Source organism: Microcystis wesenbergii NRERC-220, from assembly GCF_032027425.1.
Taxonomy (GTDB): domain Bacteria; phylum Cyanobacteriota; class Cyanobacteriia; order Cyanobacteriales; family Microcystaceae; genus Microcystis; species Microcystis wesenbergii_A.
Genome location: NZ_JAVSJA010000001.1, coordinates 4,414,783 through 4,435,192, shown reverse-complemented (window position 1 = coordinate 4,435,192; position 20,410 = coordinate 4,414,783). Strand labels below are relative to the sequence as shown.

Below are 20,410 nucleotides of genomic sequence, written 5' to 3'. Positions count from 1 at the left end.
TTCAATTCCCCCGGCTACGATCGAATTATCTTAATCTACAAGGCAAGTTGCCAAAAAGGAGACAATTGTGCGACGGGGAAGACATAAAATTTTTATCGGGATGGCCCCGGGGGTCGGGAAAACCTATAAGATGCTGGAGGAGGGCCATAGCCTCAGAAAGCAGGGAACCGACGTGGTGATTGGACTGCTCGAAACCCACGGACGGAAAGAGACCGCCGAAAAAGCCGAGGGATTGGAAATCGTACCGAGAAAAATCCTAGAGAAAGAGGGATTTACTCTCTCGGAAATGGATACAGAAGCGATTATCGCCCGCTCACCCCGGCTGTGTCTCATCGATGAATTAGCCCACACGAACGCACCCGGTTCGGAGCGAGAGAAACGCTTTCAGGACGTGGAGATAATTTTATCCCGGGGAATCGATGTTTACTCGACCGTGAATATCCAGCATATCGAGAGTTTAAACGATCTGGTTGCCCGAATCACCGGGGTGGTGGTGCGAGAGCGAATACCCGATCGAATTTTGGAGGAAGCTGATGAAGTGGTCGTGGTAGATGTTACCGCCGAAACCCTAGAGGAAAGATTATTAGCAGGAAAAATCTACGCTCCCGAAAAGATCGAACAATCTTTAAATAATTTCTTTCAACGGCGCAATTTAATCGCCCTACGGGAACTCGCCCTGCGCGAAGTGGCCGATACGGTGGAAGAAGAAGCGAGTAATTCCACCAAATTTATCGGTCAATCCTGTCCCGTTCACGAACGGGTATTAGTCTGTATTTCCACCTATCCAAACTCTTTACGATTATTACGTCGGGGAGCGCGGATAGCGGGGTATATGAACGCGGAATTTTTTGTGATTTTCGTCGATAACCCCGATCGCTTTCTCACCAAAGAGGAGGCTTTACATATCGAAACCTGCGAACGTTTATGTCGGGAATTCGAGGGGAAATTCTTACGAGTTAAAAGCTATCAGGTGGCGGCAGCGATCGCCGAAGTGGCCGAGCGCGAACGAATCACCCAGATCGTGATCGGGGAGAGCCTTCAATCGCGCTGGAAGCATTTAATCAAAGGTTCTTTCACCCAAAAACTTATGCGCCTGATCTGGCAGAAAAATATCGATCTTCACATCATCGCCACCGAGCCAAAAGTACCGATTAAAAACGCGCGAGCCAAGGGGGTGAAAAGGTAACTACCTGACTTGAAAGAGGGTGTGGGGTGTGGGGTGTGGGGTGTAGGGTGTAGGGTGTGGGGTGTGGGGTGTGGGGTGTGGGGTGTAGGGTGTGGGGTGTAGGGTGTGGGGTGTAGGGTGTGGGGTGTAGGGTGTGGGGAAGGAAACCTCGGGACTTTCTGCCACTTCCCCAGTTCCCCTCTCAAATCAGCAACGCCCTCTGGGATGATATTCTAGGAGTTAATCTTTAATGTAAATCCGTTGTCACTTAAGGGAGTTAACTCATGCAAGTAAATAATCTCGGCTTTATCGCTAGTATCCTATTCGTCCTAGTCCCCACCGTTTTCCTCTTGATTCTGTTTATCCAAACCAGAGAGGAAACCGAGGGTTAAATTAGGCCTGGAGAGACCAGTTATTTGGTCTCTCCTTAATTTTTGGGCGGCTTTAGGTGGTGTTTGCTGAATAAATCTAAAAACCTTGTTGGATAGGGTTTTTAGACTTGTTTTCCCTCAAAAAGTGCCGACCTTTGGAGTGATTGGGGGGAAAATTCAGGTACTTTTTCCCTGAAAATTAGGTAATTGACCACGGCGGTTCGACGGATTCGACAAGCTCACCGTCCACAAGCTCACCGTCCTACGACTGAGCTTCGCCGAACGTCCTGAAAATGGGTAAAACCCCACACCCCACACCCCACACCCCACACCCTGCCCCCAGGAAAAGCTTTTTCAGCAAACCCTAGGTGGTGTACTCGGCGTTAATTTTGACGTAATCGTAACTAAGATCGCAACCCCAGGCCGTACCTGTTCCCGAACCGTTACCGATACAGATAGACATTAAAACGGTATCTTCTCGTAAATAAGCCCCGCTTGCTGCCGCTTTCAGGTAATTACTGGCACTAGCTCGATCGAACGCCAGAGGTTGACCATTTTCCATCATCACGAAGTCGCCTAACTTGATTTGCAGGTCTTCTTGATGGAAGACTATCCCGGCCCGGCCCGCGGCCGCCGCAATTCGTCCCCAGTTGGGATCTCGACCGAAAACCGCCGATTTTACCAAGGAAGAACCGGCAATGGTGCGAGCAATCTGACGAGCGGACTGATCATCAGCCGCCCCCGAAACCCGCACTTCTATTAAACAGGTGGCTCCTTCCCCATCCCGGGCGATCGCTTTAGCCAAGTATTGACAAACTTCCGTTAACATGGCCTCTAACTTTTGGGCATCCCGGCCCATTTCTGTGATGGCTGTGGTGCGCGATTGACCGTTAGCCAAGGCGATCAGACTGTCATTGGTACTGGTGTCCCCATCCACCGTGATCTGATTAAAACTTTTATTGGCCGCCCGACTTAACATATTTTGCCAGAGAACCGTCGATACTGCGGCATCACAGGTGATAAAGGAGAGCATCGTCGCCATATTCGGGTGAATCATCCCCGATCCCTTGGCAATTCCCCCAATTGTGACCGGACGACCATCGATGGTGGTTTGCAAGGCGATCGATTTGGGGACTAGATCCGTGGTCATAATCGCCCGGGCCGTGCTTTCGCCACCATTTTCCGACAATAAACCCGCTAAGGTCGGTAAAGCGGCGGTTAACGCATCCATGCGAATCCGTTGCCCGATCACTCCCGTAGAAGCCAGCAAAATTGCATCGGCGGGAATCCCTAAAACTTGGCTCAAGGCGGCGGCACTATCGAGAGCGTCTTGCCATCCAGCTTCCCCCGTGGCGGCGTTTGCTTGGCCAGCATTACACAAAATCGCCCTGGCGCTGGCTTTAGTTTGTAGGCGTTGACGGCAATAATCGACGCAAGCGGCCCGCACTTGACTGGTGGTAAAGACTCCGGCGGCGATCGCTTCTGTTTCCGAGACAATGAGGGCTAAATCGGGCAAACCGGACGGTTTTAGGCCCGCGGCCATCCCTGCGGATTTAAATCCTTTTGGGGCCGTGATCCCCCCCTCTATTTCCTGCCAATCGGCCATTTTCTCCCGTCTCCTACTCAAATTCGACACTCGATTATAGCAAGTAAAAAGCCAAAAATTAGCAAAGGGTTTGACCGTTGCGGGTTGGGAAGTGGGGAAAAAAGGCCGACGGCTGATAATTCCTGGCTGCAAATTAGCCTAAAATACGATTAATTGGCCAGAATTTTGGAGAGATAGTTTATGGAACGCGGTTTATTGTGGACACCTTTATTAATTCTGTTTATTTGGTTGGCCTGGAGTGGTTGGAATGAATACCAAAAAGTGGAAATCTATCGACAATGGGCGGAAAACTTCGAGCGAGCTAAGTATGATATATATTCTGTCTTAGGTCAAAAAGATAAAATTATCACTTGGGGAAAACCAACTCGTAAGGGAGTGATTAATTTACAAACTTTTTCCCTAGAGGAGGTAAAAGAAATCCGTTTGTTAGTTAATAATCAAGTGGTGGATTTAGATGCTCTTCCCCCGCAGGGTTCCCCTTTCCTAGAATTTATCTTTAAGGAGCGATCTCCTGAAAAAATTCCCTTTACTGAAGTTGAATTGGCTAGTCGGTGGGCGAAATTTTTACAACAACAAATCTTAATTTAATGGCGATAATTTCTAGCGCAATCTCCCCGATCGCAGGATACCGACAACTAACCATAAACCGATAAAACTAGCTGTAGCAAATAATACGGTACTAATAATAGTTAATTGCCGAGATTGGGTGCTGGCTGTGACAATGGCGGCCCCGATAATTAAGGAACCAATAATCACACTAAAAGCTAGTCGATTGGCGGAATTATCTAAACTGCGACGGAGATTATCTAAGTCGCGAATTTTCAGATTAATATTTAAAGTTTCCGAGGTTAAACCATCTAGTAAAACTTCGATTTGACGGGGAGATTTCAGGGAAAAAGATTTCAAGTCTAAAACTGTTCTTAGGGCAGTTTGTAGGGGAGTGCTACCGATTAACTGTTGTTCAAGAATATTAGTTAATAGCGGTTTGACTTCTTCCAGGATATTGATATCAGGATTAAATTTTCGGGCAGTTCCTTCTAAATTAGCGAGACTTTTGGCGAATAAACCTAAATTACCCGGAAGTTTAATTCTGTTACGACGGGCAACTTGCAAAAGTTCATAAACTACCTCACTAAAGTTAATTTGATTTAAATTGAGGTTATAATATTTTCGCAGCATCCGCTCATAATCCACCTCTAATTGTACTAAAGTAATCGGGACTACTGACTCGGATAGTTTAATAGTTAGTTGACTGCATCTTTTCGCATCTAAGTCAACAATTGCTAATAACAATTCTGTTAAAATTTGTTGAGTTTGCGGGTCTAATCTGCCCACCATACCACAGTCAATTAAAGCTACTCTACCATCGTCAAGATAGAAAATATTACCCGGGTGAGGATCGGCATGAAAGAAGCCATCAATATAAATTTGTTGAAAAAATGACCGAAACAAAATCCTAGTTATTTCGCTTTTTCTTTGGGAAATTGCTTGCTCAGTTGGCGGTCTAGAAACATCGGCTTCTAAAATTTGTTTTCCTTCTAACCATTCTAACACTAATAGCTTGGAATTAGTTAAGTCCCAATAAATTTTAGGAATAACTAACTGTTTTGGTTCTGACCAACGACTCTGGGTTAAATTATAGCGTAATTTGTCAGTATAATGACCTTCTTGGGTAAAATCTAATTCCGCATTGACTGCTTTAATAAACTCCTCTGCTAAGTTAACAACGTCGTAACTTTGACCAAATTCTGTTAGGGCAACTAAATCAGCAATTCCCTTAATTAAGGCACTATCTTGGGCGACAATTTTTTCGATCCCCGGACGCAAGACTTTAATCGCTACTTCCTCCCCAGATAATAAAGTTGCCCGATGAATTTGCCCGATCGAGCCTGCGGCGATCGGTTGGGGATTAATATATTTAAATACCTGTTTGATCGGTTTTGCTAACTGTTCGGTGATGACTATTTCTATATCCGTCCAAGCAACGGGAGGAACTTGCGCTTGTAGGGCAGTTAAAGCCTCGATATAATTAGCAGGTAGCAGATCGGGACGGGTACTAAGTAACTGTCCCAATTTGACATAAAAAGGACCCAATTCCACAAGGATTTTTTTGAGAACTTCTGGGGTAGGAATCTGGGGATTTTCTGTTTTTCCTAGGGTTAAAACCCCGCGCATATAGTCCCAACCGTTGCCGAGAACTATCTCAAGGATTTCTTTTTGTCTTTGACTGGTTTGGGGGAGTGAGAACACGGTATTATCAGTTATCAGTTATCAGTTATCAGTTATCAGTTATCAGTTATCAGTTATCAGTTATCAGTTATCAGTTATCAGTTATTAGTTATTAGTTATCAGTTATCAGTGGGGAAGTTAGGTACTTATCGATGGCTGCATCCCACATTTGCAGAAATACCGATAATCAGCAATTATCAGTGACTCTTAAATTATTACAGATATATCAGCAGCTGCGTGTAAGCATCCCACAAAAAAACTAATGCGCTCCGGGGTTCGGGGGAGGCGCTTCGTCCCCCGACGGGGGGTTTGGGGGGTAGAACCCCCCAAAAGCTTGGATTGAGCGATAAAACCGAAAGTAACGCCCGATTTTAGTAGAGAGTTTCCCTTAAAAAATCCCAACTTAGTAGATTTACAAAAATGAGATGTACCCCTTTCAGTTATCAGTTATCAGTTATCAGTTATCAGTGGGGAAGTTATCAGTGATCAGATTTGAGTTTTAAGTTAGCAGTATTAAATAGAAGTTTCCTACTGTCTTTTCACTGATTACTGATTACTGTTTACTGATCACTGATTACTGAAAAAGCTGGTAACTAATATCGATCCTATAACAATTTCTCTAATTTGGGATCGGTTTGTAAGTGCTTGAGAACTTGTTTAATATCTTGGGTACGATCTTTGTGGACAACGAGAGTTGCTTTACCGTCGCGAACAATTACCAGATCTTTTAAACCAATAGTAACGATCGCTTCTTCCTCATCACTAGCATAGATAATAGAGCCTTCCGTATCCAAACCGACATGATTGGCCAGTTCAATATTTTTGCCCTTTGCTTCTAGTAATCTTTCCAGAGAATTCCAATCTCCCAGATCATCCCAACCAAAATTAGCGGGTAAAACGTAAGCGAGTTGGGTTTTTTCCATCAAAGCATAATCGATACTTTTTTTCTCTAAATCCTCATAGGCAGCGATGCCCCGATCGATCAGAGGTTGTAAAATATTATTAGCGTGGGTTTTTAGCTCCTCTAAAACCACTTGTCCCTGAAAGATAAACATTCCGCTATTCCAGCTAAAAAGTCCCGTTTCTAGGAATTTTTCGGCCGTGGTGCGATCTGGTTTTTCCGTAAAACGACTCACTTTATAGACGGGTAAACCATTAAATTCGCCCTGATTTTCTCCCTGTTCGATATAACCGTAACCGGTGGAGGGATAATCGGGTTTAATCCCTAAAGTAACGATCGCTTTTTGGCTGACGGCCACTTCTACGGCCGCTTTTAAAGTGTTAATATAAGCCTCTTGATTACCAATATAATGATCGGCAGGAAAAAAACCGATCGCCACTTCCTTACCATAACGTTTTATCACTTCTAAGGTGGCCCAAGTCACAGCCGGGGCCGTATCCTTGCCCACCGGTTCCACTAATAGGTTACTCTCCGGTAAATCGGGCAGTTGTTCGCGGACACCATCAGCGATCGCACTAGCGGTAATTACCCAGAGATTTTCCCAACCTGCCCCTAAAGATAATAGACGATCGGCCGTTGCTTGTAAAAGACTGCGACCACTACCATCAAGACAGAGAAACTGTTTCGGACGCGCTAGACGACTGAGAGGCCAAAAACGTTCCCCTTTACCACCGGCGAGAATGACTGGAACAAGCGACTGATTCATAAAAAATTGACACTTATCGGTTAAGTTGAACCGATTGTATCAGACGGCAGCGAGGGGTGAGCATTTTCCTGACTCAAAGCTAAAAAGCGGGCAAATAACCCGCTTTCTAGCAAAAATAACCGAAATATTGCGATTAGAAATTCATTTCGGCCGCTTGTACTTGTTCCACTTGTTTTTTCTTAATAACTAAGAGGATTTGGCATAACATAATGCCACCGAGGAATAAAACTAATCCTTTGATCCGGCCGGGATTTTGTAGGACAACTTCCGTCTCTTTTTGACCAAAACCGCCGACATTGGGGTTACTGGTTAAAAATTGTCCCACTTCGATCGCTTGACCTTCCGAGACGATTAACTCAGGACCTGCGGGAATATTTTCCACCACGGGGCCAGCTTCGGAAGTGATGGTGACTTCATAACCACCGGCTTCGGTTTTGCTGATCTGGCTAATTGTACCTGCGGTAGAAGCTTTGAAAGCGTTATTATTGCTGGGTTCACCGGTGGGGTACACTTGACCGCGACCACGATTGGCCCCTAAATGCACAGCATATTTACCGAAGTGAATACCTTTATTTTGGCTAGGATCGGGGGCCAGGACGGGGAAAACGATTTCTTTGTATTGATCACCGGGTAAGGGGCCGACGATAACCACGTTATCTTGACCTTCTTTGTAGGATTGGAAATAGACTCCACCGAGTTTTTCCTGCATTTCTTCGGGAATGCGATCGGGGGGCGCGATTTTAAAACCATCCGGTAGCATTAAGACTGCACCGACGTTTAAACCCCCCTTCGATCCGTCTCCTAACACCTGTTGACTGGCGGGATCGTAGGGGATTTTTACTACTGCTTCAAAGACGGTATCGGGTAATACCGAGTGAGGGATTTCAATTTCGGCGGGTTTTTGGGCTAAATGGCAGTTCGCGCAGACAATCCGACCGGTTGCTTCTCTGGGGGTTTCCGGGGCGGTTTGTTGCGCCCAAAAAGGATATGCTTGGGCAGATTGGGGGTTAATGACATCGCTGGTTAGGAGTAGGGAAACGGTAGCGATCGCCACGAGGACGGCTTTCACTAGGGCCTGTCTGTGGACTTGCGGGAAGCTTAAAAAGTTGAATGTTCTCATCTCTATCGGTTGAATAATTCCAAATCTCGTCACATTGAATAATCTAGGACCACCAGGGTTCTTCACCGGTGCGGAAGTCGGTTTCCGTCCAAGTGGAGAAGACGACTTTATCATTATCGGTGACGTTGGCATGGGCGAGGGCTAAGGATAGAGGCGCTGGACCGCGAACTACTTTTCCTTCGGCATTGTACTGGGAACCGTGGCAAGGACACATGAATTTTTCTTCGCTGGCATTCCAAGGCACCACACAACCTAAGTGGGTACAGACGGCGTTAATTCCGTAGTTGGCCAGGGTTTTGTCCTCTTGGACGACTAAATAGGTGGGGTCGCCTTTTAAACCTTGGGCTAAGGTGCGATCGCCAGCGTTATGGCTGGTCAGAAATTGACTGACAATCACATCATTGCCTAGGGCATCTTTAGCGGTGACACCGCCACCCGTACCACCGGCCGAGGGGGGAATAAAATACTTAACAATCGGATACAAAGCCCCCGCTGCTACTCCGGTAATTGTACCAAAGGTCAACAGGTTCATAAATTGACGACGCCCCAAATCGGGAACATCTGTACCGGAAACTTGACTCATTGCTCCTTATCTCCAAATGTAAATTTTTGTAAACTAATTCTCATCTAAGGGCGATTTTGTGCATCTCGATCAAGACGAAAACCCAGAGCTTAAAGAAGGTTTACAAGGGCTGTATTAGATTATTACAGATATTGAGTCACGGACAATTGCCACAGCAAAGCTGCGCCAAATGCGATCGCTGTTTGCTCGCTTTTGCCGAGATGAGAAACCGCGAACATCGAAAGAATCTTAAAAAATTTGATCCAATGGAAAGTTAAGTCCCCATATACCTTTAACTTAAGTTAATAGCCAAGAATACAATGATTTCAAGTCATGCCTACTGGCTGGTACAGGGAAAAGTCTTGCATAAATAGATTACTTAACTCAATTTGTCAAGGCTGGGATTACTTTCAATGCTTGGTATAAAAACTTTTATCCTACTCTCAGAACTGAGATGAGATAAAAGCTACTCAGATTAATATCTCCAAATTTGTTAATTATCTCTATCATCTTTAACCTATGAAATTAGCTGATATTCTCAAAGACTCAAGTTATAAGTTGTCCCAGTTTACGCCGACGGAAATTGAGCAATTAGAGCAGACAATTACGCTGAAAAAGACGAAAAATGGGGAAGCTCCCTATACAATTTGCTTAGTACGGAAAAAAGAGATTAAACTTACCCCAGAAGAAGCGATTAGACAATTATATTTAAGGGTTTTAAGCGATCGCTTAAATTATCCTCTCAGTCGCATTCAGGTGGAGTATGGGGTGAATTTTGGCAGGGAGGTAAAACGAGCAGATATTGCGGTGATGGACAAAGATCGCCTGAACACAGTTTATATTTTGGTAGAGGTAAAGAGTCCGAAGTGGAAGGATGGAAAAGCACAACTACGTTCCTATTGTAACGGCACAGGTTCGCCGATGGCTGTCTGGACGAATGGCGATCAGATTTCCTATTATCAACGCAAAGATCCCAATTATTTTGAAGATATTTCAGATATCCCTAACTCTAATCAAACCCTAGCAGATATTCTCCAGATTAAGTTCACTTTAGATGATTTAATCGCCAATGATAAGTTGGTGAAGAGGAATAAATCTCTGAAAACGCTAATCGAAGAAATGGAAGATGAGGTATTAGCAAATGCGGGGGTAGATGTCTTTGAGGAATTATTTAAGCTGATTTTTGCCAAGCTCTACGATGAATGGTATTCTGGGCAAGGAAACCGCCGCAGGACGCGCCTTCTAGAGTTTCGCAATACGGGACAGACGGAAGCCGCCCTCAAGAATAAGATTCAGGATTTGTTTGATAGGGCTAAGAAAAAGTGGCCAGGTATATTTAGTGAGGATGTCAAGATTGGCCTTGCTCCCTCTCATCTATCGGTGTGTGTGTCATCGTTGGAGGATGCGAAGCTATTTAACTCTAATTTAGATGTAATTGATGAAGCATTTGAGTATTTAATCAATCAAAGCAGTAAAGGGGAAAAAGGACAGTTTTTCACCCCTCGTTATGTGATTGATCTGTGTGTGAAGATGCTTAACCCCCAAGAAGATGAATATATGATTGATACCGCAGCTGGTTCATCGGGTTTTCCAGTACATACGATCTTTCATGTTTGGCGGCAGATTCTAGAGGATGAGGGATTAGAAGCAAGTCATTTATTTTCATTGGAAGAAAAGCCACCCCGTTGTAAGGAATATGTCGAAGAAAAGGTGTTTGCTATTGATTTTGATGAAAAAGCGGTAAGGGTAGCACGAACCCTCAATCTGATTGCTGGAGATGGACAAACAAACGTACTACATTTAAACACCCTAGATTATGAATTATGGGATGAGGTTACTAAAGAAGATGATTGGCAAAATGTTTATTTTGCCGGATTTAATCGTCTCAAAAAACTTAGACCCAAAGGCAGTAAGGATTATCGAGAGTTTCAATTCGATATTTTGATGGCAAATCCACCTTTTGCGGGTGATATCAGAGAACGGCGCATAATTGCTCGTTATGAGCTAACCAAAGATAAAGCTGAAAAAACAAAGGGAGTCGGACGCGATATTTTATTTATTGAGCGCAATCTAGACTTTTTGAAACCGGGGGGAAGAATGGCGATAGTTTTACCCCAAGGACGCTTTAATAATTCTTCTGATAAGAATATTCGGGATTTTATTGCCGAAAGATGTCGAATTTTGGCAGTGGTGGGATTACATGGTAATACTTTTAAACCCCATACGGGAACAAAAACCTCGGTGTTATTGGTGCAAAAATGGAATGATGATCCCAAAATAGGCGCACTTTGTCCTCGTCAGGATGATTATAATATCTTTTTTGCGACGATGCAGAAGTCAGGCAAGGATAATTCTGGAGAAAAAGTTTATGTTAAAGTGTCTGATGATTCGGGGGATTTTCTCTTAGATAAACATAATCATTGGATTGTGGATCATGATCTTTTTAATCATGATGGATTAACGGAAGATGGTATCGCTGAGGCTTTTATTGAGTTTGCTAAAAAGGAGAATTTAAGTTTTTTTGAGATCCCCCCGGCTAACGCCACCCCCCTTAATAAGGGGGACAGGGGGGGAGCTTTTGATGCGGTTAAATATCAGCAGTTAATGGATAGGTTGGAAGCAACAGAAATTTCATTTATTCAGGTACTTGAGCATAATATTAATTTTCGATTTGATAGTGAGTTTTTTAAAAGAAAATACTTTCAGATTGAGGACAAAATTAATGAATTACCCCAATCTATGAGACTGAGTGAAACACAACCTATAATTATTCATCCAACAGAAATTAAGCGAGAGTATGTAGAAGATGATTTATCAGGAGTCTTGTTTTTTAGAACTCAAAACTTACGTCCGTTAAGAGTCGATTTATCGAATCAGGTATATATATCTCTAGAAGATGCGGAAAAATTATCTAAGAATGAAATAAAAAAAAATGATATTCTGATCACAAGAACTGGTGCAAATTTTGGAGATACTTTAATTTTTAATGAGGAAATACAAGCGATTGCATCATCTCACGTTTTGATCTTAAGAAACAAAATAATTAACCAGTCATTTCTAGCAGTTTTTCTAAATACTATTTATGGAAAAGAGCAAATTAACAAGGGGATGTATGGAGGCGTACAGCCTGAAGTAGCACCTTACTACTTAAAAAATATTCTTTTTCCCGTTCTGTCTGATTACTTTCAGAAAATAATAGAACGGTTAGTCAATCAATCATCTATAGAAGTGAAAAAAAGTAAAATAATCTACCAACAAGCTGAAGATTTACTATTAACAGAACTTGGTTTAAAAGATTGGAAACCCACCGAAGAAAGCATCGCCGTTAAGAGTTTTTCTGAGTCTTTTTTGTCTTCTGGACGCTTGGATGCTGAGTATTATCAACCGAAATATGATCAAGCTTTAGCACAAATCAATAGTCTTAATCCTTCAAATATTATTCAACTTGAGGATATATTAGTTACCATTACAAATGGTCATACTCCTTTAAGACATGATTTGAGTCTTGGAGATGTAAAGTTTTTAACTGCCGAACATATTGATGATTTTCAAATAAATTATGAAACGCAGAAACGCATTTTACTCTTCCATCATCACAACGAACTAAAACGAACACAGATAAAAAATGGAGATATTCTGATAACAATTAAAGGTAAAGTTGGAAATGCCGCAGTTGTTGAGAACTTAAATAAATTGGTTAATATCAATCAAGATGTAGCATTGCTACGCCTCAAATCTGGATTCAATCCTTACTATTTAATAGGCTTTCTCAATTCTCAGTTAGGAAAGCTACTCATTGAAAAAGCATCTACTGGACAAATTAATCCATTTTTAAGTCTTGGAGCTTTAAAAAAGCTAAGTATTCCAGTTTTTTCTGAAAATATAATGGAAAATATTGGAAATTTAATTCAATTAAAAGTTGAGAGTTTTAATCAAACTAATTGGCAATCGAAACAACTCTTAGAAATTGCTAAAATAGGAGTAGAAAAAGCGATAGAAACCGATGAAGAAACGGCAACCGCTTGGATAAACCAACAACTAGAATCCTTAGACATTTCCCCCCTTTTTAAGGGGGGTAGGGGGGATCAATGACCCTAAACAACAGCGACTTTCATCTACCTTATAATACTGCCCTAGTAGCCAGAGCGAAAGAACTGCGAAAGAACATGACCTTAGCAGAGAAAAGGCTGTGGTATTCCTATCTAAAAAATTTCAAATTCAAAGTCCTAAGACAACGCCCCATTGATCATTTCATTGTTGATTTTTATTGCCCTAGCCTCAAACTTGTGATTGAAATTGATGGAGATACTCACTTTACGGATGAGGGAAAAGCCTATGATAAAGAGAGAACTGCGCGATTAGAAAGCTATGGATTAAAGGTTATTAGATTCACGAATTCGCAGGTATTAAGAAATTTTGAGGCGGTTTGTGAGCAGCTAAATCTTTCGATCCCCCCTTAATCCCCCCTTAAAAAGGGGGGAAAATTTAACGCCTAGAAATTGCTAAAATAGGAGTAGAAAAAGCAATAGAAACCGATGAAGAAACGGCAACCGCTTGGATAAACCAACAACTAGAAAGCTTGGGAGTCAAACTAATCTGATCAACACAAAAATATGAAAATTCCTCAAGAAAAACTCTCACAACTTTGCCAACATTGGCATATTCATAAACTTTCCTTATTTGGTTCAGTTTTACGAGATGATTTCACCGCAGATAGTGATATTGATATGCTCGTTGAGTTTGAACTTGGTTTTACCCCTAGTTTTCTCAAACTTCATCAAATTCAAGAAGAACTATCTCAATTATTTGATGGACGTACTATTGATCTCGTTACCATCAAATCTCTTAATCATCATATTCGTGAGCGTGTTTTAGCAACAGCAGAGGTGTGTTATGTCGCAGAAAGATAATCAAGTGTATGTTGAACACATGATTGACACAGCAAATAAAGCACTTAGCTTTGTAGAAGGTGTCAGTCGAGAAGATTTTGATAATAACGAACTTTTACGGTTATCCCTCACCCATTTATTGCAAATTATCGGAGAAGCAGCGCGTCGTGTATCACCAGACTTTCGGGAGAATTATCCAACAATTCCTTGGCAAGCAGTCGTCGGAATGCGGAGTAAAGTAGTACACGATTACTTAAATGTTGATGAAGATATTGTTTGGAATACCGTTAAAAATGATTTACCATTTTTAGTTAAAGAACTAGAAAAGATTCTGATCAGGTAAAACTTTGGGAAAATTAGCAGCATTTAGATATTGAACTAACCCACTGAAGGAGAGAAACATGAAAGCACTCAAGGTTATGGCAACCATTGATGAACAAGGACAACTAACCCTAGATCATCCTTTAATCATAGACAAAAACAGCCGTGTAGAAGTTATTATTCTCATCCCAGAGGAGGAAACCCAAGATACATCTCAAGCAGAAATTTTAGCAGACTTTCGGCAATCTTGGCATGAAGCCATGACAGGACAAACCATTCCCGTTTCTCAACTTTGGGAAGGGTTAGAAGATGACTAATCAACCGATAATTCAAGTTTTAGCCTCGGCAACATTCAAGCGAAATCTCCGCACACTTGCTAAGAAATATCGCAGTATTCGAGATGATATTCAACCTATGATTGAACAACTTGAGCAAGGAGAATTACCTGGCGATAAAATACCTAGTATTGGTTATACTGTCTTCAAGTTGAGAGTCCGAAATAGTGATATTCAAAAAGGCAAAAGTGGGGGATACCGTTTAATTTATTACGTCAAAACTGCAACGGCAATCATTCTGTTAACTATTTACACGAAATCTGAACAAGTTGATATGGCGGTAAAGGATATTCAAAGCATTATTACAGACTATGAACAACAGTAAACAGATTATAATTGTAACAGCTATTAATTGGACTAACCACCCATGAATATTAAACAAAAACTATCTTTAGTAACACAAAATCTCTCCGATGAACAATTAAGACCATTGTTAGAGTTAGCAGTAAAATTACAAAATAACAACCCAAATACACTTAACTTTACTGAACAAATTACCTCTCAAGCTTATCAAGAATGGGTTAGTTCTGATCATGACATCTACGACGAGATTTTTGCCGATGAAATTACAAAAGGGTGATGTAGTATTGTGTCAAGTACCCATACCATCCAGTCAATTTCAACAGTTTAAGCTTCCTGCTGCTGTTATCGTATCAGCTAATGATATTAATCAAATTTTAGATGATGTAATGGTTGTTCCTTTTACCTCTAATCGTAATCGATCCTTTTCGATAAACCAACAACTAGAAAGCTTGGGAGTAAACCTAATCTGATGAACACAAAAATAAATCTACCAATGGAACAAATTAAAGGATTTTGTCAAAAGTGGCAAGTCACCGAATTGGCATTATTTGGTTCAGTTTTACGCGAAGATTTCCGTTCAGATAGCGATATTGATATTTTAATTACCTTTTCCCCAACTGCTAAACGAGGTTTAACTGAAACCCTACAAATGCGCGATGAACTGCAAGCAATTTTTGATCGAAAAGTAGATTTAATTGTGAAAGCAGCACTCAAACGGAGTGATAACTGGCTAAGATGTAAAAACATTTTAGAATCAGCACAGATTATATATGCTTCGTGATCAAGAATCTCTAATCGACATTGTAAATTCTATTAGACGTATTTTGCGCTATACCGATGGTATCGGTAAATCAGAATTGGAAACCAATGATGAAAAATTGTCTGCCATCCTCTACCAAATTACCATTATTGGTGAAGCGACTAAACGTCTTTCTGTAATCTTCCGTCAACAACATCCAGAAATTCCTTGGCGAGAAATGGCTGGAATGCGAGATGTCATTGTTCATAAATACGATCAGCTTGATTTGGATGTGGTATGGGACATAGTTGAAAATAAATTAACAGAACTTTTAAAAGCGATCGCACCCTTACTCTAAGAGTGCTTTAAAAGCAAAAATCCAAACAACTGCTAGAAATTGCTAAAATAGGAGTAGAAAAAGCGATAGAAACCGAGGAAGAAACGGCAACCGCTTGGATAAACCAACAACTAGAAAGCTTGGGAGTCAAACTAATCTGAGCAACACAAAAATAGAACTACCCTGGATTTTTACCAGAGGTTTATTTTTAACGGGGGAGGATGTCAACCCTCACTGCTAGACTCAACAGTATGGCCGACTTCGCTGATCCATTGGGTAATTTCTGCGGGGGATGCGGTGGTTTCTACCGTGACGATTTTATTGGCTACATCCACCGATATTTGGGCTGCCGGTTGCTGATTGTTAATCGCTTTAGTAATGGTATTAGCGCAACCTTCACAGGCAATACTAGGCACTTTTAGGGTAATTGTCATTGTTGTAACTCCAGTAACTTCATAGCTAAAAACTAGCATAAATTGTCAGGGGTAGCTGATTTTTTAAGAGTTTATTTACCATTTCAGCACTGCCGCTTCGATCCCCTGTTCCCGACGCAGTTTACTATCTTTTTCTAGCCATTGAATGACCTGTTTATGGGTTAGTTCTTCTAGGGTTACTCCCGTATCTTCGGCGATTATTTTTAGTAAGCGTAGGGAAGAAATCGTTAAACGAGTCAGGAATTTTTCGGGAGAAGTTAAGAGGGCAGCGTCCACATCTGCGGATTCTTCTGGGGTTAAAAATTGTCTGTTTTCGATCATAGTTTTATTTGGTTTCCATCCAATTGTCACCGGCTTTAATTTCTACCAAGAGAGGGATCGTCAAGGAGACAGCTTCTTCCATAGTCGTCTTGATTTTTGACTCTAGGGATGGCCATTCCTCCCTCGGTACTTCCAAGACTAATTCATCATGGACTTGCAGCAGTAATCTCGCTCGATAATTTTGCAGTACCTCGGCTAATTTTACCATCGCTACTTTAATAATATCAGCACTGGAACCCTGAATGGGCGCATTAGCGGCCGATCTTAATAATTGTGCTTCCTCGTTGTTGAGTTTGAGGCTATCTAAATCGATGTCATGTAAGGACAGTCCCCGCAGTCTTTTTAAGAGGGGATTATCGAAGTTAAAATAACGTCTTCTGCCCAAAATTGTTTCCACATATCCCTGAGCGATCGCTTGTTTTTTACTATTCTCTAAATACTCAAATACTTGGGCATAACGTTGATGATATTTTTCAATAAATTTTCTGCCCTGTTCTACGGTTAATTTCGATTCACGGGCGAATTTTTGCGCTCCCATGCCATAAATAACTCCGAAGTTAATTGTTTTTCCTAAACTGCGTTCTTCGGGGGTAATTTCCCCTTTATCAAAGAGCAATTGAGCGGTGACTTTATGAACATCTTGATTACTACGATAGGCTTCTAATAAAACTGGTTCTTGGCTGAGATGAGCGAGAATTCTTAACTCGATTTGTGAGTAGTCCGCTGACACTAATAAGTAACCATCTTCGGGAATAAAAGCTTGACGAATTCGTCTGGAAAATTCACTGCGAATGGGTATATTTTGCAGGTTAGGATTGGAGGATGATAAGCGTCCGGTGCTGGTGATGGTTTGATTAAAATCTGTATGTACTCTTGCGGTTTTTGGTTCGGCTAATTTCGGTAAAGCATCCACATAGGTGGATTTTAATTTGGATAAGGTGCGATGTTCAAGGATATAATCAACTAAGGGATGATCTCCTTGTAGTTTCTCTAAAACACTTTGATCGGTAGAGTAACCTGTTTTAGTTTTTCTGGATTTTTTGCGATTGAGTGCCAATCGATCAAAAAGGATTTCACTTAACTGTTTAGGAGAGCTAAGATTAAAAGTTTCTCCGATAGATTCGTAGGCATTTTTTTCTATGTCTGCTAGGTCTCTTTCTAGTTGCTGGGAAAAGTTTTTTAGATAATTGATATTAATTTTTATACCATAATTTTCCATCTGCCACAGCACCATCACTAAGGGAGATTCTACCTCTGAGAATAATTGATACAAAGGGGGAATTTTAGTTAATTCTGCCTGTAATTTTTCTCGAAGTAAATAGGTAGCGTAGGCATCTAATCCGCAGTAGTTGGCAGTGGTGGTAATATCTAAATCAGCGATAGTTTTTCCCGTAGGAATACCGAGACTTTTATAACTAAGGGAAGTGATACCGTCTAAATAGCGATCGCATAAATCTTCGAGATTATGAGTTAGTTCGGGATGGAGGACATAACTAGCCACCATAGTATCAAAAACTAGACCTTTAACGGTAATTCCTTGATGATAAAAAACATCAATATCAAATTTCGCATTCTGGAAGACTTTCGGATAATTATCACTGGCTAAAATTGGGCGTAATTTTTCGAGGACTATCTCTAGATTTAAATTATCACCGCTCTGGTGGCCGATGGGAATATAGGCCATAGAATTTAATTCTTTTCCCCAACAGCAACCGATCCCGACTAATTTGGCTACACGAGGATTTAAATCCGTGGTTTCGGTGTCCCAAGCGACAGGAAAATGTGGATTAGTGAAAGTTGTTAATTTGGCCAGTAAAGCATCTAACTTAGGAAGAGTATCAATAATTTCCGGAGCAATTAGAACTGGTAGAGAAATAGGGGGTAAATCAAACAGAGACAATTGATTAGAATCAGCATCGCTAGTTAATTCTAGGGTAGGAGTGCCACCTAGATGCTGTTGAATTTGATCGAGTTTCTGGAGAATTTTCTTTAACTCTAATCTTTCCAATAAAGGTTTAACTAAACGCCGATCAAAACCTCGGAGACGAAATTTATCCTCTTCGAGACTAACGGGGGCATCAAGGGCAATTTTGGCTAAATAGCGAGAACTTTCGGCGGCGGGTTTTCCCTCTAATAATTTAGTTTTTACCATTCCCTTAATCGATTCCAGATTGGTATATATATCCTCTAAGTTATCGTATTTTTTTAATAAATCTATCGCTGTTTTTTCGCCAATTCCGCGCACCCCGGGTATATTATCAGACTTGTCACCGCAAAGAGCTTTAAAATCTACTACCTGTTTTGGTGTCACCCCTAACTTTTCCGTGACAGCTTGGGAATTAAATTCTGTATAACCCTGGCCAGAGGTACTTTTGACCGCATTAATATCCAGATAGAGAACCGTGGTTTTTTTCTCCTCATCTACCAATTGGAATAAATCTCGATCGCCTGTTAAAATCTTAACAGTATAACCATGATCACCGGCTTGTTTTGCCAAAGTTCCTAAAACATCATCTGCTTCGTAACCGGGGGAAGTCACAATAGGAATATTCATCACTGTCAAGAGACTTTGCAGATTAGTTAAATCGGGGCGAAATTCTTCGGGAGTTTCTTGCCGATTAGCCTTATAATTGACATCAGCTTCATGGCGAAAAGAAGGAGCTGCTAAATCAAAAGCCACTGCTAAATAAGTGGGTTTTTGAGTTTCTAGTAACTGCAGCAGAGAATTTAAAAACCCAAAACAAACACTGGTGGGAATGCCGGTAGAAGTACGCAGAGGACCAGAACGAGACTTAGCAAAGGCATAATAGGCACGAAAAGCCAAAGAATGCCCATCAATCAGGATAAATAACTTATTTTGCTCGCCACTGTTCATAATCTAGTCTCAAATTTGCGTGTTATTTCCATTTTAAGGATTACCGAGCCATTATTCAGCCATTAGCCTGGCATCGGCGATCGCTGATCACTGATCGCTGATAACACCCCGTCAAAAAAAATATTTGCCAAAAAACCAGCGTAAGGGTATTTTGAGAATAATTTTATATGTTTACTTTGCGATTGCATGAGAATCCTAGTTACAGGCGGTGCGGGTTTTATTGGTTCCCATCTAATCGATCGCTTGATGGAACAGGGTCAAGAAGTGATCTGTCTGGATAACTTCTACACGGGGACGCGCAGAAATATCGTTAAATGGCTAGGAAATCCTTATTTTGAGCTAATTCGTCACGATATCACCGAGCCGATCCGTTTAGAAGTCGATCAGATCTATCACCTGGCCTGTCCTGCTTCCCCGATCCACTATCAATATAATCCCGTCAAAACGATTAAAACGAATGTTTTAGGGACTATGTATATGTTGGGGTTAGCTAAAAGGGTAAAAGCGCGATTTTTGCTCGCTTCTACCTCGGAAGTCTACGGCGATCCCGATGTGCATCCGCAAACGGAAGAATATCGAGGTAATGTTAACTGCATTGGACCGCGTTCCTGTTATGACGAAGGTAAACGGGTGGCGGAAACCCTGGCTTTTGAGTATTATCGGGAGCATAAAGTCGATATCCGGGTGGCCCGGATTTTCAACACCTACGGCCCGCGAATGTTGGAAAACGATGGTCGAGTGGTGAGTAATTTCGTCGTGCAAGCTTTGCGCGGTGAACCCTTAACGGTTTATGGTCAAGGTTCCCAAACCCGCAGTTTTTGCTATGTTTCTGACCTGGTGGAAGGGTTAATGCGTTTGATGAATGGGGACTTTATCGGGCCGGTTAATTTAGGCAATCCCGACGAATACACAATTTTGGAATTAGCGCAAGTGATCCAAGGCATGATTAATCCCGAGGCCGAATTGGTCTATAAACCACTGCCGGAAGATGATCCCAAGCAACGACAACCGGATATCACTCGTGCTAAAACCTATCTAGATTGGAGTCCAACTATTCCTCTAAGCCAGGGTTTGAAAATGACGATCGAGGATTTCCGTTCTCGTCTCAGCTAATCCCTAATCAATGAACTTAACTT

Annotated in this window: 23 protein-coding genes and 1 pseudogene; 14 read left to right on the top strand and 10 right to left on the bottom strand. The window is 41.6% G+C overall.

The genetic code is table 11. From position 1 onward, the window contains the following. The first annotated feature begins 67 nt into the window (after positions 1–67). Entirely contained in the window at positions 68–1,186 is a 1,119-nt protein-coding gene (locus tag RAM70_RS21525; RefSeq protein ID WP_312675563.1) for a universal stress protein, read from the top strand. Between the two features lie 263 nt (positions 1,187–1,449). Then, positions 1,450–1,557, top strand: a complete 108-nt coding sequence (gene psbM / locus RAM70_RS21520) for a photosystem II reaction center protein PsbM (protein ID WP_002745897.1) — start codon at positions 1,450–1,452, stop codon at positions 1,555–1,557. A 101-nt stretch (positions 1,558–1,658) separates the two neighbouring features. Here psbM and RAM70_RS21515 read toward each other — a convergent pair. Both RAM70_RS21515 and argJ read right to left on the bottom strand, forming a co-directional pair. Beyond that, a pseudogene (locus RAM70_RS21515) lies at positions 1,659–1,868 on the bottom strand (hypothetical protein). Positions 1,869–1,900: 32 nt separating this feature from the next. Then, entirely contained in the window at positions 1,901–3,142 is a 1,242-nt protein-coding gene (gene argJ / locus RAM70_RS21510) for a bifunctional ornithine acetyltransferase/N-acetylglutamate synthase (protein WP_104396604.1), read from the bottom strand. Positions 3,143–3,322: 180 nt separating this feature from the next. On the opposite strand from argJ, the gene RAM70_RS21505 reads away from it, so the two are divergent. Continuing rightward, positions 3,323–3,730: a hypothetical protein gene (locus RAM70_RS21505; RefSeq protein ID WP_002781465.1), complete on the top strand. Its 408-nt coding sequence runs from the start codon at positions 3,323–3,325 to the stop codon at positions 3,728–3,730. Between the two features lie 12 nt (positions 3,731–3,742). Here the strand turns inward: RAM70_RS21505 and RAM70_RS21500 are convergent, their stop codons facing one another. The 5 genes from RAM70_RS21500 to petC form a co-directional block, all read right to left on the bottom strand. Further along, entirely contained in the window at positions 3,743–5,392 is a 1,650-nt protein-coding gene (locus tag RAM70_RS21500; protein WP_312675562.1) for an ABC1 kinase family protein, read from the bottom strand. A gap of 186 nt (positions 5,393–5,578) precedes the next feature. Further along, a complete protein-coding gene (locus RAM70_RS21495; RefSeq protein ID WP_045360803.1) occupies positions 5,579–5,773 on the bottom strand; it encodes a hypothetical protein in 195 nt (64 codons plus the stop codon). Positions 5,774–5,976: 203 nt separating this feature from the next. Further along, a complete protein-coding gene (locus RAM70_RS21490; protein ID WP_312675558.1) occupies positions 5,977–7,038 on the bottom strand; it encodes a mannose-1-phosphate guanylyltransferase in 1,062 nt (353 codons plus the stop codon). A 133-nt stretch (positions 7,039–7,171) separates the two neighbouring features. Next, complete coding sequence (gene petA, locus RAM70_RS21485) at positions 7,172–8,158, bottom strand: cytochrome f (RefSeq protein WP_312675557.1); 987 nt, start codon at positions 8,156–8,158, stop codon at positions 7,172–7,174. A 43-nt stretch (positions 8,159–8,201) separates the two neighbouring features. Then, complete coding sequence (gene petC / locus RAM70_RS21480) at positions 8,202–8,741, bottom strand: cytochrome b6-f complex iron-sulfur subunit (RefSeq protein WP_002781457.1); 540 nt, start codon at positions 8,739–8,741, stop codon at positions 8,202–8,204. A gap of 498 nt (positions 8,742–9,239) precedes the next feature. Here petC and RAM70_RS21475 point away from each other — a divergent pair, with 498 nt between their 5' ends. The 10 genes from RAM70_RS21475 (at position 9,240) to RAM70_RS21430 (ending at position 15,665) form a co-directional block, all read left to right on the top strand. After that, complete coding sequence (locus RAM70_RS21475) at positions 9,240–12,812, top strand: N-6 DNA methylase (protein ID WP_312675556.1); 3,573 nt, start codon at positions 9,240–9,242, stop codon at positions 12,810–12,812. Further along, on the top strand, positions 12,809–13,180 hold the full coding sequence (locus tag RAM70_RS21470) for an endonuclease domain-containing protein (protein ID WP_002774110.1): 372 nt from the start codon (positions 12,809–12,811) through the stop codon (positions 13,178–13,180). Before RAM70_RS21475 ends, RAM70_RS21470 begins: the two co-directional genes overlap by 4 nt. Before the next feature lie 153 nt (positions 13,181–13,333). Further along, complete coding sequence (locus tag RAM70_RS21465) at positions 13,334–13,630, top strand: nucleotidyltransferase family protein (RefSeq protein ID WP_287999578.1); 297 nt, start codon at positions 13,334–13,336, stop codon at positions 13,628–13,630. 19 nt (positions 13,631–13,649) lie between these two features. Continuing rightward, positions 13,650–13,952: a HepT-like ribonuclease domain-containing protein gene (locus RAM70_RS21460; protein WP_155119102.1), complete on the top strand. Its 303-nt coding sequence runs from the start codon at positions 13,650–13,652 to the stop codon at positions 13,950–13,952. A 58-nt stretch (positions 13,953–14,010) separates the two neighbouring features. Beyond that, the gene (locus RAM70_RS21455; RefSeq protein ID WP_108937065.1) at positions 14,011–14,247 is read left to right on the top strand and encodes a type II toxin-antitoxin system RelN family antitoxin; all 237 of its coding nucleotides are present in this window, start codon (positions 14,011–14,013) and stop codon (positions 14,245–14,247) included. Then, the gene (locus tag RAM70_RS21450) at positions 14,240–14,590 is read left to right on the top strand and encodes a type II toxin-antitoxin system RelE family toxin (protein ID WP_287999576.1); all 351 of its coding nucleotides are present in this window, start codon (positions 14,240–14,242) and stop codon (positions 14,588–14,590) included. The genes RAM70_RS21455 and RAM70_RS21450 overlap by 8 nt, the downstream gene beginning before the upstream one ends. A gap of 42 nt (positions 14,591–14,632) precedes the next feature. Beyond that, a complete protein-coding gene (locus tag RAM70_RS21445; RefSeq protein WP_287999574.1) occupies positions 14,633–14,845 on the top strand; it encodes a hypothetical protein in 213 nt (70 codons plus the stop codon). Continuing rightward, positions 14,799–15,038 carry a type II toxin-antitoxin system PemK/MazF family toxin gene (locus RAM70_RS21440; RefSeq protein ID WP_312675548.1) on the top strand — a complete coding sequence of 80 codons (240 nt, stop codon included), beginning with the start codon at positions 14,799–14,801 and terminating at the stop codon, positions 15,036–15,038. The genes RAM70_RS21445 and RAM70_RS21440 overlap by 47 nt, the downstream gene beginning before the upstream one ends. 23 nt (positions 15,039–15,061) lie before the next feature. Next, positions 15,062–15,349, top strand: coding sequence for a nucleotidyltransferase family protein (locus RAM70_RS21435; protein ID WP_002789522.1), 288 nt, complete (start codon positions 15,062–15,064; stop codon positions 15,347–15,349). Continuing rightward, complete coding sequence (locus RAM70_RS21430; protein WP_110545688.1) at positions 15,339–15,665, top strand: HepT-like ribonuclease domain-containing protein; 327 nt, start codon at positions 15,339–15,341, stop codon at positions 15,663–15,665. Before RAM70_RS21435 ends, RAM70_RS21430 begins: the two co-directional genes overlap by 11 nt. A 203-nt stretch (positions 15,666–15,868) precedes the next feature. On the opposite strand, the gene RAM70_RS21425 is transcribed toward RAM70_RS21430, so the two are convergent. From RAM70_RS21425 to polA, 3 genes are read right to left on the bottom strand one after another with little or no spacing between them, the layout of a single operon-like run. Continuing rightward, the gene (locus tag RAM70_RS21425; RefSeq protein WP_159293686.1) at positions 15,869–16,117 is read right to left on the bottom strand and encodes a heavy-metal-associated domain-containing protein; all 249 of its coding nucleotides are present in this window, start codon (positions 16,115–16,117) and stop codon (positions 15,869–15,871) included. Between the two features lie 36 nt (positions 16,118–16,153). Continuing rightward, complete coding sequence (locus tag RAM70_RS21420) at positions 16,154–16,399, bottom strand: NDH complex assembly factor CRR9 (RefSeq protein WP_002736270.1); 246 nt, start codon at positions 16,397–16,399, stop codon at positions 16,154–16,156. 4 nt (positions 16,400–16,403) lie between these two features. Then, positions 16,404–19,274 (bottom strand): DNA polymerase I, encoded by a 2,871-nt coding sequence (gene polA / locus RAM70_RS21415; protein ID WP_312675542.1) that lies wholly within the window; start codon positions 19,272–19,274, stop codon positions 16,404–16,406. A 186-nt stretch (positions 19,275–19,460) separates the two neighbouring features. Between polA and RAM70_RS21410 the strand changes: the two genes are divergently transcribed. Beyond that, positions 19,461–20,387: a UDP-glucuronic acid decarboxylase family protein gene (locus tag RAM70_RS21410; RefSeq protein WP_045360814.1), complete on the top strand. Its 927-nt coding sequence runs from the start codon at positions 19,461–19,463 to the stop codon at positions 20,385–20,387. Positions 20,388–20,410 lie beyond the last annotated feature (23 nt).